Consider the following 15,618-nt stretch of genomic DNA (forward strand, 5'->3'; position numbering starts at 1 on the left):
AGGCCACCAATCAGCCTGCCCTTTTTTTCTCTATCCTTCCAACAAAACTCATTCTGTATAATGCGGAAACCGCTCTTCAAGCTCCTGGAAAACCAGGTTTGAAACCTCCTCTGTATTTCGGATCCACGCATCTATTCCCTGCATTATCTCAGCTCTTTCTTCTGTAAATCCTTCGCTGGCCATACGTTTCATATATCCGCTCAAATACGTCGATACATCATAGAATTCCCTGCAGCGGTTTACATCCTTTCCAAATTCCTCTAATACTCCTTTATGATGCAGCAGCCCCCACTGATATACTTCCGCCTTTCCAAGATATTCTTGTGCCAACCCGGTTTCCTCTCTCTCATAGGCTGCAGCAGCATTCTGAATACAAGTTCTCCAGTTATCGTACTCACTTTGAATCCCTGCTGATTCACGCCCCAGGAAGTGATTCAATTTAAAAGTCTGTATAGCTAAACAAACCCCCATGCCGAAACAAATCGCGGCTAAACCTGCTGCCAGAAGCTGCATTGCTTTTAATCCTTTTTCTCCTCCCATACTATTTTACCCCCTATTATTATAATCTGATTATAAATCCAGATGATATCAATGTCAAATACTGTCCAGCCTGTCCTTGTCATATTCTCCCTTCCATGTTATAATAATGCGGAAAATCTGATCTGACAGGAGGTACCTTTTGAAGCTGAAAAACTGGGTGAAATCCCATTTATTTCTTTCCATGGCAATATTTATGGCTGTCTACCTGATATGGTGGGGCATTCTGGAAATTTTCCAATTTCCAGAATATCATATGATCTACTCCCCTCTGGACGACCTGATTCCCTTTAATGAATATTTCATTATCCCCTATGTATTATGGTTTCCCCTGTTCCCCGGGGTATTCCTGTATCTCTATTTTACTGATAAGGAAGAATGCTGGAAATATCTGCTGCTGCTGGCAGGCGGAATGACTGTCTTTTTGCTCATCAGCACCTTTTATCCAAATGGGCAGGCTTTGAGGCCGCAGATTGACGCGGATAAAAACATCTTTACCGGATTTCTTTCTCTGATCTGGGCGGCGGATACCCCCACTAATGTTTTTCCCAGCATTCACGTTTATAACGCCGTGGCAGCGCAGATCGCCGTATTCAGAAGCCCTGCTTTGAAACGCCGCCCATGGATTCAGTATGGTCTGCTGGTCATTGTCATTCTGATCTGCCTGGCCACGGTTTTCCTGAAACAGCATTCTGTTCTGGACGGGATCGCCGCCCTGGTTCTGGCTGCAATGTTCTGGCTCCTGATCTATTTCCTTCCGGGAAAACTTCGCAAGAAAACTATATCAAAATCTGGCTGACGTAAAATCCCCTCAGTTTTGGAGACATTTCCAGAAACTGAGGGGATTACTGCTGCCGTTCTTTACAGAGCGCACTCCCTGCGCTTTTATCAGGTTAATAAGTAATTTGGCCGGGTAAAAATGTTTTCTCAGGATTCCGGAAAATAAGTCCTGTAAACCTCAAAGAACCGCTTCTCTGACCGTTCCTGGGATTCCTGCAATTGTGCATTTTCCCAGGAAGATGTATTCACTGCCACCGATTTGTCCTTCAGGTATTCCCTGCATTCTTCCTGCCAGGCTGACCTCACTCTGGCTTCCCGGATTTTTTCACGGTTGGAAGCAGTCAGCGCTTCTTCATAGCTGTTCAGCACTTTGATGATTTCAAATCCATTTTCCGTTTCCACCGCTTCGCCTACTTCCCCGCTTTCCAGACTGAAAGCCATTTTTTCAAAGGCCTCTTCTGTCTCCCCTCTGGCGATGACATATCTCGTCCTGCTGTCCTGGTTATACTGCGCCGCCAGGCTGTCGAAATCTTCTCCGCCACGGATCTGCTCTAAGAGCCGTTCCGCAACTCCCCGGGCAATCTCCCGCCCCGCCTGGTCTCCCGGGTCAGCCCGGAGGAGGATGTGGGAAATGCTGATCACCCGGGCTTCCTCCTGGCTGACCTCCTGATTCATGTGGGCTGTGAGCGCTTCCTGCATCAATTCAGCCTTTCTGTACTGTCTCATCAAATTGACAGCATCCTCTTCAGAAGCGCCTGACATCTCTTTTTCAGGTCCGGTCATCTGCAGGTAATACGCTTTTCCAGCATCGGCTGCAGCCTTTTCTGCCTCCGGGGAAAATTCTGCGGGCTTTTTTTCTTCCCAGAGCAGGTTCAGCGTCTTCAGAAAAATCAGTTCATCCAGAACATATTGGTTTTTCAGATATTCTTCAAAGGTTTCTCCGGACTGGGTTTTCTGCTTCCAGAACTCAGAGGCGCCGGACTGGGAATACTCCTTTTCCATCCCGTACTGATATTCCATCAGCAGGATTTTTGCCTCCGGCATTGGAAATTCATTTCCACTGACTGTAAAAAGGGCTTCCCGGCCCGGCTTCCATTCCACTGCCATGCGGACTCCGCATCCGCACAAGCTTAAAGCTATGCATAGGCACATCAGGGCCGCCGCTGCACTCCTGAACCATTTCATTGAATGATCACCTTCCTGACCGCTTCTTCCAGGTCCTCCGCTGTCCCTTCCCTGCCCTGGACCTTCAGGCTGTCCAGCAGGTCTGCCAGTGCGGTAAGAACTTTCAGGACGCCGCCGTTTCGATTGGAATCACAGATATACCTGGCCGCCGCCTGGGTTTCCGGCCGGGCATTGGCCACAGCAAAGCTGTACTTCGCTCGGCCCAGCATCTCGATATCATTGATCTGATCTCCAAAAACCATAGTCTCTTCCGGACTGATTTCCAGAGAATCCTGTATTACTTTCAGCGCTTCGCCCTTGCTCACTGACAGGTTCATGAAATCCAGCCAGACGGCCCCTGCTTCCGCCACTTTCAGCCTGTCCTTCCACCTCTCCTTCATAAAACCCGCCGCCTGCATCACGTCTCCGTCATAATAAATGGAGAGTTTTATAAAATCATCCTCTACCTGCAGCAGATCCGGCACCTGCCTGATTTCATTGTGGTATCCGTTGATGAGCAGGTCCAGCAGCCCCGGGTCCTCCGTCTCCACATATTCGTAATCCTTTCCCCCCAGCATGATCTCGCAGCCGGGAATCTCCCGCACCTGCCGGATCAGTTCATGAATGATCTCCGGATCAATCAGGGTGGAATAAAGTTCTCTCCCTCTGCACCCGATATACGCCCCGTTTTCTGAGATCAGAAAAATGCGGTCCAGCACCGGAGCAAACAGCTTTGAAATGCTGGGATGCTGCCGCCCGCTGGCGGCCGCAAACTGTATCCCGTGGTCTTTCAGCCTGAGGATCACCTCAAAAATACCCGGGTCGATTCCGTCGCTGCCGTCCTCCACCAGCGTTCCGTCAATATCTGAAGCGATCAGCTTCACCATTCCAGAATCCCTCCTGTTTTTTTCAGTTCCTGATAAAGGGCATGCAGAGGCAGCCCCACTACATTATAATAATCCCCGGAAATCCCGGAAATATAAGGCGCGAAGCGGCCCTGTATCCCATATGCCCCGGCCTTATCCAACGGCTCGCCTGTAGCGGCATAAGACTGGATCTCCTTTTCAGATAACATGGCCACATGAACCTCGGTAGTCTCTGAAAAGCACCTGGTTTCCTGTATTTTTCCCTCATTGGCCCTCACCAGAGCCACGCCGGTGCAGACCTGATGCGCCCTTCCGGACAGTTCCCGCAGCATGCGGCAGGCTCCCTCAAAGCCGCCGGGTTTTCCCAGGATTTTTTCTTCCAGAACCACTACTGTATCCGCTCCGATCACCAGCACCTCTTCTTCCGTCCGGCGGCATAGCTCCTCCGCCACAGCTTCCGCTTTCTGTACCGCCAGCTCTTTCACCGCCTCCGCAGGAGAGCTGCAGGTGATTTTCTCATCCACCTTGCTTACCTGAACGGAAAAATCCAGGCCCAGCCGTTCCAGCAGCTCTTTCCTGCGGGGTGAAGCAGAAGCCAGCACCAGCTTCATTTTCTTTTTTTCCATCATTTTCCCTCTGTTATAAGCCTCAAAATGTTTTCTTCATAGACCAGGGCCACGTAACCCTGGGACAGGGTAATTTTCTCATGGCTGGCGGTCAGAAGGGGATGGTCTTTTTCCAGGGATTCATATTCCTTCTTCTCCAAAAGGAAAAAATATTCTTCCTGTCCCGGCTGATCTTCAAACCACTGCAGGTTGGACTGGTAAGTGATCGGCTTCAGCCCATCCTCCGTCAGATCCACGCCCCTGGCCTTGATACGGCTGTCCGATACTACGGTCAGGCCGTTGGCGTTCCAGAAGGTTGCAAAGCCATAATCCAGCCCCTGTTCTTCCAGCTCCGCCGACAGCTGATACAGCCCCTGTTCCTTTTTTTCCTGAACATTGATGCCCAGAATATCCGACGCGCTGAGCATAGTCATCAGAACCAGCGGAGCCAGGGCCAGCAGGGCCAGGCGTTTTCCCGTTGCTCTCTGGGAAAGCCACCTGCCAAATGCCACAGACAAAATCACAGAGCTGGCAACCAGCGGGCTCAGCCGCCAATTTGACGCAGACAGCTTGCCGGCGATATATCCCACCATCAAAAGGGCAGTCATCATCCAGTGAAACAAAATCAGAATCCGCAGCTTCCTGTCTTCGATTTTCCGATAACAGATTGCTGCTGCCGCCGGCGCGGCGATCAGCGTCACTGCGCCCAAAAGACGCAGAAGAATCATGATACCGCCCGGGGAGGCCAGAGTTACACCACCCTTTATTTCAATGCCCAGCAGGGTAAACCAATGTTCCGGAAATTTCATGGCATTTTCCAGCCACTTGTTCACTGCCGAAAAACCGGAATATCCATTCTGGTAGCCGGCCACCATATCTCCCTTTAAAACAAATCCCAGAAGGACGCCTCCGGCAATTCCAGCCATGATTACAGCCGCCGCTTTCCAGGTGTTCTCCTGTCCCGCTTTGGACAGATTTCCCCGAATATCAAAAAAACGTTCTCCCAGCACAGCGCCCAAAAAAGGGACCAGAAACAGCGTCAGAATTTCCATCTGGTCCGTGCCCGTCAGCAGGCACCATAAAAACAGCAGCCCCAGCGTCAGCAGTTTTCCTTTTTGGGAACCATTTTCGCTCTTGTCCATCCATCGGGCAAAAAGCCCCAGGCCCACCAGTGCGAACAATGTTCCCAAACTATAATAAAGGATATGCTCCCAGTAGATTTCCCGCAGCTTCGCGCTGGAAGACAGTACCATCAGAAGAATGCCTGCAAAACCAGCGCTCCAGCCTGTGCTCCAGCCCATTTGCCGGGCAAAAAACAGCGCGGCGGCCAGAAACAGCAGGAAGAACAGAAACATCCCCGCTACCTGGGCCTGGACCGTAACGCCAAAAATCCCGATTAACGGCCACATCAGCAGGTTCCCGCCAAAGGGCAGAAGCGCCGCATAGCCAAAATCAGGATTGAACAGTTTTCCGCTGTCCCAGGAGGCCTGCCCCCACAGCAGAGTATCCACTGTATCTGAGGTAATAAAACCTCCGGACAAAAACAGGATATAATATGCCGCCAGGGCGCAGGCAGCCGCTCCCAGCAGGACAGCGGCCAGACCTGAAACGCCCAGCTCTAAAATCTTATTGCTGATCTTTTTCTTCATGATATGACTTCTCCGTATTCACATTCCAGATATTGGACTTGTCCTTCCGTCCTTCCAGAATATTTTTTACAGCCTCAAAAGAAGTGGCCATGGAATGGTCCATGTTATTATAACGGTGCTGGCCGTTGCGTCCGATACAATACAGATTGTTAAACCCGCTCAGCCAGGAAATCAGCTCGGGCATTCTGTCATAGGTGTCAAAGTATGCGGGATACGCTTTTTTCACCCGCTCCATATGGGCGTCTTCCACCAGGGCGGCGCTCTCCAGAACCCCCATTTTAACCAGCTCCTCAGAGGCAAATTCCACCCATTTCTGCTGATCCATCTTCCAGTATTCATCACCTTCGTGGCAGAAATATTCCAGGCCGATCCACACCTGACGCTCCGGATCAGGCAGCATATAAGGAGACCAGTTGTTGAAAATCTGTATCCTGCCCAGTTTGACGCCCACGTCCTGTACATAAATCCAGCAGTCCGGCACGATGTTTCCCAGGGTTTTTATCTTAGTTTCGTTTTTCAGGTTCAGCCTGTCCACCAGCAGGCCCACGGTCACAAAATCCCGGTACGGCAGCCCCTCTGCGATTTCCGCCTGGGCCGCGGGCACCTGTTCCATTCCCGCTACCAGGTCCTTCACCGGCATGGATGAGAGAAACACATCTCCTTCCAGCCGTTCTTCCTTTCCCTCTCTCAGGTAAGTAACTGCTGTGATGCGGTCTCCTTCAGAATGAATCTTCTGCACGCTGCAGTGCATCCAGATCTGGCCCCCAAGGCGCTTCACTTCCGCAGCTGCAGTCTCCCACAGCTGGCCGGGGCCGAACTTAGGATAATAAAATTCTTCAATCAGAGAAGTTTCCACTTCTTTCTCTTTTTTTCCGCCAGGGCGCATTTTAGAGAGCATGTCCTTCAGTACTGCCTTGACAGAAAGCCCCTTCACCCGCTGGGAACCCCAATCCGCTGATATTTCACTGGGATGCCTTCCCCACAGCTTTTCAGTATATCCTTCAAAGAACATGGAGTACAGCACTTTGCCGAAACGGTTTACATAAAAATTCTCCAGGGAAGTCTCCTCCCGCTTATGCAGCATGCTTCCAAAATAGCTGAATCCCGCGCGCAGGGTCGTCAGGAATCCCATATTTTTCAGGGTGTCCCATTTCAGGGAAACAGGATAGTCAAAGAAATGCTTTTTGTAGTAAATCCGGGAGACCCGGTTGCGCAGCAGCATCACCCGGTCTGTTTTCTCCGGATCAGGCCCTCCCGGTACAATCCGGGATTCCCTTCCCAGGATTTTGTCATCCTTTGGCAGGGCGCCCTGCAGCGGCATCATTTCCCGCCACCAGTTCATCACCCGCTCATCCTTCGAAAAGAACCGGTGCCCGCCGATATCCATCCGTTTTCCCCGATACTGCACCGTCCGGGAGATACCGCCGATTTCACCGCTCTCCTCCAGTATAATCACTTCATATTGTTTTCCGCTGCGCAGCAGTTCCAGCGCAGCAGTCAGGCCGGCTGGGCCGGCCCCTATAATTACTGCTCGATTCATTTGTCGTTCTCCTCATCACCAGTCTCTTCTTCTGTCAGACCCTGCATATATTCATCCATAGCGTCAGCCACCATCTTGGAATAGGCCACCGCTTCCACCACTGTTTTGGCTCCCCGGACCACATCTCCGGAGGCAAATACTCCGGGACGGTCTGTTACGCCGCTGTTATCCGTGATCACCAGCCCCCGCTGGTTCGTATGCAGGCCGCTGGTCTGCTGCAGGATCAGCCGGGATGGCCCCTGGCTCACGGAAATAATTACAGAGTCAGCCGGGTACAGTCTTCTGCCCCCGATTCTTTCTACAATCTGCTCGTGCTCGTCGCAGCGCACTTCCTGGAAATATACGCCTTCATCCGTGATCTCCACCGGGGCCATATTGTACTCAAATTCCACGCCGTCGATCATGGCATATTCCGCCTCAATTTTGCTGGCCGCAAAGGTCTCTGTCCTGGAGAAAACAGTCACATACCGGGAACCGTGCCTGATCGCCGTGCGCGCCACATCCATCGCCGCGTTGCCCGCGCCGATAATGATCACCCGGTCTCCCAGCTCATACACGTCAGGATTCACCAGATAGTGAATGGCGTAGTGCACATGCCCCAGAGTTTCTCCCTTGATATGCAGCGTATTGGGCCACCAGACGCCTGTCCCGATGGAAACCGCCTTGTATCCGTCCCGGAACAGGTCCTCCACGCTGATAACTTTGCCAATGGCCGTGTTGGGCCGGACTTTGATTCCCAGAGATACCAGGTGGTGATAATATTTGTCCAACAGGCTCTTGGGCAGCCGGAATTCCGGTATTCCGTAGCGCAGCACGCCTCCGATCTTATCCTTGGATTCAAATATGGTGATATCGTATCCCCTCTGCGCCAGAATCATCGCAATGGTCAGTCCCGCCGGCCCGGAACCGATCACGGCGGCTTTCATGCCCTTTTTCTCTCCCTGGCGGAACCTCATTTTGTCAAAATAATTATCAGAAATATAGTTTTCAATATTGCTGATATGCACAGGGCTTCCTTTTGCGTTCAGAACGCAATGGCCTTCACACTGGTTTTCATGATTGCAGATCAGGGAACACACTACTGACAGCGGATTGTTGCGGAATACCATCTCTCCGGCTCTGGTAATATCCCCCTCCAGAAATGACTGGATCATTTTCGGTACCGGAGTGTGAATGGGGCACCCCTCCATACAACGCGGTTTTTTGCAGTTCAGGCAGCGCTTTGCTTCCTGGATTACGTTAAATGCCATGCCCTTTCCCCCTTGATTTGTTTCGTTAATATTATTTTATCAGTATACCGCATTTGATCTGATATTTCAAGTTACGGGGGAAATGTTCAGAAAAGGTTCACATTTGGTATATGTTTGGGGTGAGGAGGATGTCACATGTTACTTTTTGAAAATTTGTTTCGCTATATACGGGGAGTCTCGGGGAGAGGGCGGAGGAAACTCCGGAGGTTCCATGCCTCACGGCTATAACCTCCTCCGTTTTCTCCGCCCTCTCTCTGCTGGGTGTTTTCTGGCTGCAGTGATGCAAATGCCTGTGATTTTACCAGGCTGCAGTCTCCTGTTCATTCTTGAAATACGCTGGACATTTCAGGGTATTGGTCCAATATTTTATTTCCGAAACTTTTGCCCATATCTGCTGATCTGTCGTCATAGGCATAGGATATGGATACCAGCGTCCCGGCTTCTCCTGTCTGCCAGGTAACTTCCGCTCCTTCTGGGACTTCCATATCCTGCCGGATATTGCGCTCTCCCGGAAGGAAGTACAGAAATGCTCGGCGGGATTCCCTGTTTTCTGTCTCATAATACAATGGGATTGGCGGTGTTTCCGGTGAGACTGTTTTTCCGCTGTCTCTGAGATCTTTCAACAGGACATATTCGCTCATTACCCCGGAGGTCCAGCTGGGCCGGGCGTAATTTATGATCGTGATTTCCCTGCCGTCAGAAACCAGATACCAGCAGTTCGCCTTTGTTCCGCTGGTATCCAGCTGGATTTCCTGCCAGGTTGTGTAGCCTATTTGCCCGATCATTTTTTCGATGGATGTATTGTAGCGTTGGTTGAGCACTGTGATCATTGACCAGATGATACCGCACAGGACTATTAGAGACACTATGGCTGCAAAAATATAATACATCTTTTTTTCTTTCATCTCAATCCCCCCGCTATTTACAAATATATACTTTCAGCCGCACACATTATTTTTACTATAATTATACTCTTTTCATCTACTATGATCAATATGTTTTCTTGCAATGTCCTGCATGTTTGATTTTTTTCTAAATACGGGGAATCGCGGAAGAGGGCAGAGGAAACTCCGGAAGTTCCATGCCTGACGGCTATAACCACCTCCGTTTTCTCTGCCCTCTCTCTGCTGGGTGTTTTCTTGTTAATTCCTCCTGTTGATAATAGCAGCAATATATTTTTGCAGAAATAGAATGCCTGTCTCTATTAATGAGGTTCTTATTCCACAATATAAGATGCCTATTATAGTTGGCGGTAAAATCTGTGCGCTCCTCAGCAACAAACCGCCGGTAATCATATAAGCCATGATTAGGTAACTCTTTCGGTCAAAGAATCGATAAAGAGGGACTTTCTTATCTGTGATCCCTATTATGCGGGCATTATGTTTTGCATATGATCTCCCTAAACTGCCCGCTTTTTTATTTTGAGCAGCAAAAGAACAATACAGATGCCCATCAGTATGTGACCAATCCCCGCGATCCCGGAAATAGAAGCGTCCAGCCCTTTGCTCAGCTCTGTATCCCATACCTGCGTCAGCCCTCTCATAAGAAAGCCAAGGCCAGTGATATTCAGGCCAAGTTGGTAAGCGATCAGGAGCTTACCAGTCTTCTGGTCGGAAAAGGAAAAGGCTTTTTCGGCCAGCATTAGTATGAGAAAAAAGAACATTCCCAACAGGAAGTAATGTGTATGTATGACGGATAGATTTGTCTGTCCGGTGAAGTGGCTGAACTTGGTAAATTCTCTATAGAATACGCCAAATATCATGGCGATGACCGCATAAACCACAGCTATATTCACGTATCGTTTGGTCATTATGATTTCTCCCTTCAATGTTCTTTTTCTTGTACCTGCGATTGCCTAAATAACTTCCATCCCATTAAGACAATCCAAACGTAGGCTATTGTTTTCGGAATCATAAGTGCGCCGACAGCCGGGGCTGTCCCGCTGAACAAAACAACCGGCAGATAAAATCCAAACGAAAGAGCGACAGCCAGAGGCATGAACCGGAATACATGGTCGTTCGCCTTTTTGGCCTCCTGTGCAAAAATGACAATGATGATAATTCCCATGACGGCGAAAGGTATATTGCGCAGCACTCCGAACATAAGGGGCTGCCGGTACGCGAGCCACTGGTTCTGCGGAAGCAGGCAAAAAGCGATACGCAGTACGGACAATACCCACATTGCCGCCGTAAGGCTTTTCCTGCCCTTAATTTGATAGCGGTCACGCCAAATGTAGTAGAGAATAAGATAAAAGATTGTCATGGTGACGGAAGTAATGAATTTTCCAATACCCAGCGCCGCTGCATTGGCTTCCATGCCGGTTGTCCAAAGTGCATAGCAACGGGGAACAAGATGGAAAGAATCTCCTGCGCCGAGCAGCGCGGCCATGAGACCGGCCTTTTTAACCAACGGATTCTTTCCCTTTACCAGCATAGTCAGCCCTGCGATCAGCGCAAAGCTAAGATATAAGATATCAAAAATGGTTTCGGCAATTGCCTGTGGCATAAAAATCCCTCCTTTTATTTAATAAATGGTTCGTTTAATCATCATGATAAAAAAAGTAATATCAGGCTCGCATGCTTTTAATAACATCACCATGTTCATCATAATAAAGCGCGCGAATTGTTTTTTGGTAAATGTTTCATTCCAAATGTCTTTACGAACCGCAGCGTCTTGCTCCATACACTGTATTAAAGCATCCTCCAGTTCCGTTTGCATGGATGTCATGCGAACCTGGCCTGCCGCTTCTACATTCCCAAGACTATTCATGAGCTTTCCGGCGGATTGGTCTATTCGCTCCTTAAGAAAAGAGAATATATCTTGCAGTTGACTGCAAAAGGAATCAGCAGTAATTTTCGTTTTCATTTCAAGCAAGATCTGTTTCCAATATTCTTCTGTCAGGGCAAGTAGAATCTCGTCCTTATTTGAAAAGTAATTGTAGACGGTTCCACTTGCAATACCGGCTTTGTTGGCAATGGAACGGATATTGACAGCCTCTATGCCCTCTGTGTCTGCAACGGTTCGTGCCAAACTTAGCAGCGTAGCGCGCAGAGTATCATCTTTTTTTCTCATTACACCCCTCCCTTCCCGATTTTTATAATGAACAAGTTCATTTATATTATATGCGCTGGACAGTGCTTTGTCAATCATTTTTGAACACGTTCATAAATAATACATACAAGAACCATCCCCGAAGAATTTAAACCTGCCGCTTTTGAACAAAATGTTCAGAAGCACGCGGAGCTGGCTTATCTTTAGGCCGTAGCTCACTTACACCAACAAAACGCCGCCCATTGATTCCAATGGCGGCGTTTTGTCGCAGGCTGGTCCCTGTATTTTCAGTTGTTTTACTATACTCTTGTCAAAAATCTTTATTGCAAAAGAATATTACTTGAAAAGGTATTATACTTTCAAATAACCGGAACCTCACTCCGGCCGTACCCCCGGCTCTTCATAAGGCCGTATCAAATACTCCGCGCCAATAGATTCTGCCAGCCGTCTGCACTGCTCTTCCTCTTCTTCGGTGAGGGTGGTGGCTACGGTGGTCAGCCGCACTTCCAGGCCGTTCTGCGCGCATTCTTTCGCAAAATGTACCAGGGAGAACCAGGATTTTTCCCCGAACCTGCTCCTGGTCAGTTCCTGAAAGCGTTTGGGGTCAGGGGTGTTCAGGCTGATGGATACCCGGTCCACAGCGTCCTTTAAGAGCGGCGCGCAGGGGCGGTCCCAGATCAGGTCCGCCAGCCCGATGGTATTCATTCTGATGGGGATGGCGGAATATTTCTTTACTTTCTTTGCGATCTCTGTCAGGTCCATGAAGCGCTCCGCAGGCTCTCCGAAACCGCAGAACACCAGCTCTTTATAATCTGACAGATCGTAGGCGCCCAGCGCCTTCATCACCTGTTCCACCGACGGCTCTTCTTTCAGCCAGAGGGAATCCGCGCTTCCCAGCCCGTCAAAATACTGCCGCTCGCAGAACACACAGGCGCAGGGGCATCTGTTGGTGAGGTTGATATAGAGATTTTGATGATATTGGTATACGATTTGATCCATATTTTTTCAGAACCTTCCTACCGGCACATACAGCCCGCCTTTTTTCAGCGTGGGCAGCAGCGCGTTATAGAGCAGCACGGACAGAATCAGGGAAACGACTGCATTGATGGCTGTTCCCAGAATATCGATTTTCATCAGCGCGTCCGCCAGCGTCAGGTCCAGCTTTAAAAAGTATGCTTTATAGAAAAAACGAACCAGCGGGTCAGCGATCACGTTGAAAATCAGTCCGGCCGCGGAGGCTGCTGCGCTGATCCCCCAAATCTGCCGGCTGGATTTGTTATCACACATCCTGAATATCGTATGGGCTACCAGCGCGGTGACAAGACCGATCCCCAGCTTCAGCACAAAGGTGGGCAGCGCGGAATCCACATACCCGCCCAAAAGATCTGCCAGCGTCAGGCCCACTGCTCCCGCAAGGCCTCCATACACGCCTCCCAGCAGCAGCGCGGCCAATGTGACAAAGCAGTTGCCGAAATGGATCGTCAGCTTTCCCGGGCCCATGGGAATCACAATCTTCAGATACACGAAACAGATATAAGCGATAGCCGCCAGCAGCGCCGCCTGTACCAGCCTTACAATATTAGGGTTTACATTTACTTTGGAACCTGAACTCATTTTTATGTCCCTCCTCTTTTTGTTTGCATTATCATAGCACAGAGGTGGTCATATAAAAATATCCAATTTTTGTTTTTTATCACATACCAATTTTAATTCAGATCAGTCCCGGGACTGGACGCAGATCAAAATCCCGCTGCGAAAAGCCACTGTGGCCCGGTCCTCCTGGAATTCATTGCTGATTCCGATATTCTGGCCCTTTTTCATCAAATAATTGTTCAGGGGGTATTTAAAACCGGTGAGCGTCACTCCTTCCACGGTCTCGGTGAGAGGAAGGAAGGAGACGTATTTTCCAAAGGCTTCCTCTTTTACCAGCTCTGCGGTTTGGTCCAGCAGAAAAATTTTGTTATGGCTGTCCACCATCCGGCAGGGAACTCCGGCCTGCAGCGGCAGCAGCAGGTTGTACAGGTTCCCCAGCACATGGTCCAGCCTGGTGCCCGTTCCTCCGGCCAGAGTGATATCCTCTGATCCCAGGCGCAGAGCCATAGTCATCGCCAGTTCTGTGTCTGTCTCATCTTTTTCCGGCCGGTGCTGTTCCACTGCCAGGCCCGGACAGGACTTATAGCTGTCCACCACCGCCCTGTCCGCGGAATCAAAATCCCCCACCAGATAATTCAGCGGGATTCCCAGCCGTTTGGCCGCCTCGGCGCCGTGATCAGCCGCAATCACACAGTCAAATGAATTCTGCCTGCAATAATCCTCCAAAAAGGCGTCGCACACAGCGCCGCCTGAAATGATCAATGTCTTCACGGTTCAAACCTCCGGAACACTTCCAGAAAACCTTCTGTATTCTCCCGTATATTCCCGTTCACAATAGCGGTTCCTCCCACGATCACATTGGCTCCCGCCTCCAGGACCACCGGAAGAGTGGTATCTTTCTTGATTCCTCCGTCCACTTCAATATCCACATACAGCCCCCGGCGAAGGATTTCCCGGCGCAGAACGCGGATCTTCTCCGTACAGGATTCCAGATAAGCCTGCCCGCCGAATCCCGGTTCCACGGTCATCACCAAGACCAGTTCCACCTGGTCCAAAATAGGAAAAATATCTTCTACAGGCGTGGCGGGCTTTACGGAAACTCCGGCTTTTGCCCCACAGGCATGGATTTTTTCTATAGTTTTCTTTAAATCGGTGCATGCTTCTGCATGGACGGTAATCAGGTCTGCACCCGCCTCCCTGAATTCCTCCACGTAGCGTTCCGGCTCCAGGATCATCAGATGCACGTCGAACATCAGGCCGGAAACCCTGCGGATGGAACGGATCACCGGCAGACCGATGGAAATGCTGGGTACAAAGCTGCCGTCCATCACATCCAGATGGAGCATCTGCGCCCCTGCTTCTTCAATTTCTCTGAGCTGAGCCCCCAGATTTGCAAAATCCGACGTCAAAATGGAAGGTGACAATTTTATCATTTCGGATATCTCCTTTTCTCTTTCAATTCCTGATATAAAAGCACATAATTCTCATACCGCGTCCTGGAAATCTTTCCTTCTTCCAGGGCTGTTTTCACCCCGCAGTCCCGCTCCCCCACATGGGCGCAGCCGGTGAACCGGCACTGCCCGGCCAAAGGCCTGAACTCCGGAAAATAGTCCTGCAGTTCTCCTGGATCAATGTCTTCCAGATAGATGGAGCTGAACCCCGGCGTGTCCATCAAATAGCTGTCCGGGCCGATCTGGAAGAATTCAGAATGACGGGTAGTGTGGCGGCCGCGTTTAATTTTCTGGCTGACCTCCCCGGTTTCCATACGGGCGTCCGGCTTCACCTCATTGAGCAGAGAGGATTTGCCCACTCCGGAAGGGCCTGCCATCACCGTGGTTTTTCCCGTCAGCAGGCTTCTGATCTCTTCCATTCCCTGCTGCTGGCGGACGCTGAGGATATGCACGGGGTAATCCCCTGCTTCGTATCCCTGCTTCAGCAAATCCAGTTCCCCGCCTTCCAGCAGGTCTGCTTTGTTGAAGCAGATCGTCACCGGCACCTGCTGCTGTTCCATCAGGATCAGGAACCGGTCCAGCAGATTCAGGTTGGGTTTCGGGTCCGCCGCGGCGAACAGCACCAGAGCCTGGTCCACATTCGCCACTGCCGGACGGATCAGCCGGTTTTTCCTGGGCAGAATTTCCACCAGGTTCCCGGTTTTCTCCTGTTCATCCAGCACTTCAATCTTCACGTCGTCCCCTACCAGAGGCTTTTTCCCCTCTTTGCGGAAAATGCCCCTGGCCCGGCATTCATAAATTTCGCCTTCTCCCGTATTCACATAATAGAATCCGCCGATTCCTTTTATGATCTTTCCCTGCATATTTTCTGTGCTAACTCCTCTGTGATCTGGCTGGGGCTACTGCGCCCCGCTCCTTTTATTTTACTGCTGAAAAAGAATCCCGCTCGCGGGATTCTCCGCCTGCGGCGTGTCGCTTTAGCGACGTAATTCCTTACGCCGCAGTGCGATCCCCCGGAGGGTTTTGTTGCATAGGGAACGCAGTTTCCTATGCAATAAACAAAGAGTCCGGCTCTCCGGACTCTCGCGCCGGAGCGCGGTCGTTTTGGCGGCCATATTTCCTCAGCACGCAG

17 protein-coding genes are annotated in these 15,618 nt (G+C 50.3%); 1 reads left to right on the top strand and 16 read right to left on the bottom strand.

Annotated elements, in window-relative coordinates; all coding sequences use genetic code 11:
* Positions 1-48: 48 nt before the first annotated feature.
* A complete protein-coding gene (locus EV209_RS01170; RefSeq protein WP_130432238.1) occupies positions 49-540 on the bottom strand; it encodes a hypothetical protein in 492 nt (163 codons plus the stop codon).
* 139 nt (positions 541-679) lie between these two features.
* On the opposite strand from EV209_RS01170, the gene EV209_RS01175 reads away from it, so the two are divergent.
* A complete protein-coding gene (locus EV209_RS01175; protein WP_130432240.1) occupies positions 680-1,336 on the top strand; it encodes a phosphatase PAP2 family protein in 657 nt (218 codons plus the stop codon).
* Between the two features lie 128 nt (positions 1,337-1,464).
* Here the strand turns inward: EV209_RS01175 and EV209_RS01180 are convergent, their stop codons facing one another.
* The 15 genes from EV209_RS01180 to rsgA all read right to left on the bottom strand — a co-directional run bounded on the left by EV209_RS01180 (position 1,465) and on the right by rsgA (position 15,349).
* Complete coding sequence (locus EV209_RS01180; RefSeq protein ID WP_130432242.1) at positions 1,465-2,502, bottom strand: peptidylprolyl isomerase; 1,038 nt, start codon at positions 2,500-2,502, stop codon at positions 1,465-1,467.
* The gene (locus EV209_RS01185; protein ID WP_130432244.1) at positions 2,499-3,368 is read right to left on the bottom strand and encodes an HAD family hydrolase; all 870 of its coding nucleotides are present in this window, start codon (positions 3,366-3,368) and stop codon (positions 2,499-2,501) included. Before EV209_RS01185 ends, EV209_RS01180 begins: the two co-directional genes overlap by 4 nt.
* On the bottom strand, positions 3,362-3,973 hold the full coding sequence (locus EV209_RS01190; protein ID WP_130434106.1) for a Maf family protein: 612 nt from the start codon (positions 3,971-3,973) through the stop codon (positions 3,362-3,364). The genes EV209_RS01185 and EV209_RS01190 overlap by 7 nt, the downstream gene beginning before the upstream one ends.
* Positions 3,973-5,601 (bottom strand): hypothetical protein, encoded by a 1,629-nt coding sequence (locus EV209_RS01195; RefSeq protein WP_130432246.1) that lies wholly within the window; start codon positions 5,599-5,601, stop codon positions 3,973-3,975. Before EV209_RS01195 ends, EV209_RS01190 begins: the two co-directional genes overlap by 1 nt.
* The gene (locus EV209_RS01200) at positions 5,579-7,141 is read right to left on the bottom strand and encodes an NAD(P)/FAD-dependent oxidoreductase (RefSeq protein ID WP_130432248.1); all 1,563 of its coding nucleotides are present in this window, start codon (positions 7,139-7,141) and stop codon (positions 5,579-5,581) included. The genes EV209_RS01195 and EV209_RS01200 overlap by 23 nt, the downstream gene beginning before the upstream one ends.
* Positions 7,138-8,391: an NAD(P)-dependent oxidoreductase gene (locus tag EV209_RS01205; RefSeq protein WP_130432250.1), complete on the bottom strand. Its 1,254-nt coding sequence runs from the start codon at positions 8,389-8,391 to the stop codon at positions 7,138-7,140. Before EV209_RS01205 ends, EV209_RS01200 begins: the two co-directional genes overlap by 4 nt.
* Before the next feature lie 320 nt (positions 8,392-8,711).
* Positions 8,712-9,296 carry a hypothetical protein gene (locus EV209_RS01210; RefSeq protein ID WP_130432252.1) on the bottom strand — a complete coding sequence of 195 codons (585 nt, stop codon included), beginning with the start codon at positions 9,294-9,296 and terminating at the stop codon, positions 8,712-8,714.
* 494 nt (positions 9,297-9,790) lie between these two features.
* On the bottom strand, positions 9,791-10,201 hold the full coding sequence (locus EV209_RS01215; RefSeq protein ID WP_130432254.1) for a DUF2871 domain-containing protein: 411 nt from the start codon (positions 10,199-10,201) through the stop codon (positions 9,791-9,793).
* A 14-nt stretch (positions 10,202-10,215) separates the two neighbouring features.
* The gene (locus EV209_RS01220) at positions 10,216-10,896 is read right to left on the bottom strand and encodes a hypothetical protein (protein WP_130432256.1); all 681 of its coding nucleotides are present in this window, start codon (positions 10,894-10,896) and stop codon (positions 10,216-10,218) included.
* A gap of 18 nt (positions 10,897-10,914) precedes the next feature.
* Positions 10,915-11,463 carry a TetR/AcrR family transcriptional regulator gene (locus EV209_RS01225; protein ID WP_130432258.1) on the bottom strand — a complete coding sequence of 183 codons (549 nt, stop codon included), beginning with the start codon at positions 11,461-11,463 and terminating at the stop codon, positions 10,915-10,917.
* Between the two features lie 354 nt (positions 11,464-11,817).
* Entirely contained in the window at positions 11,818-12,441 is a 624-nt protein-coding gene (locus EV209_RS01230) for a TatD family nuclease-associated radical SAM protein (protein ID WP_130432261.1), read from the bottom strand.
* A 6-nt stretch (positions 12,442-12,447) separates the two neighbouring features.
* Positions 12,448-13,056 carry an ECF transporter S component gene (locus EV209_RS01235; RefSeq protein WP_130432263.1) on the bottom strand — a complete coding sequence of 203 codons (609 nt, stop codon included), beginning with the start codon at positions 13,054-13,056 and terminating at the stop codon, positions 12,448-12,450.
* Positions 13,057-13,158: 102 nt separating this feature from the next.
* The gene (locus EV209_RS01240) at positions 13,159-13,806 is read right to left on the bottom strand and encodes a thiamine diphosphokinase (protein WP_130432265.1); all 648 of its coding nucleotides are present in this window, start codon (positions 13,804-13,806) and stop codon (positions 13,159-13,161) included.
* Positions 13,803-14,468 carry a ribulose-phosphate 3-epimerase gene (gene rpe, locus EV209_RS01245; protein WP_130432267.1) on the bottom strand — a complete coding sequence of 222 codons (666 nt, stop codon included), beginning with the start codon at positions 14,466-14,468 and terminating at the stop codon, positions 13,803-13,805. The genes EV209_RS01240 and rpe overlap by 4 nt, the downstream gene beginning before the upstream one ends.
* Positions 14,465-15,349, bottom strand: coding sequence for a ribosome small subunit-dependent GTPase A (gene rsgA, locus EV209_RS01250; RefSeq protein WP_130432269.1), 885 nt, complete (start codon positions 15,347-15,349; stop codon positions 14,465-14,467). The genes rpe and rsgA overlap by 4 nt, the downstream gene beginning before the upstream one ends.
* Positions 15,350-15,618 lie beyond the last annotated feature (269 nt).

Origin of the sequence: Cuneatibacter caecimuris (genome assembly GCF_004216775.1) — a bacterium.
GTDB classification, from domain to species: domain Bacteria; phylum Bacillota; class Clostridia; order Lachnospirales; family Lachnospiraceae; genus Cuneatibacter; species Cuneatibacter caecimuris.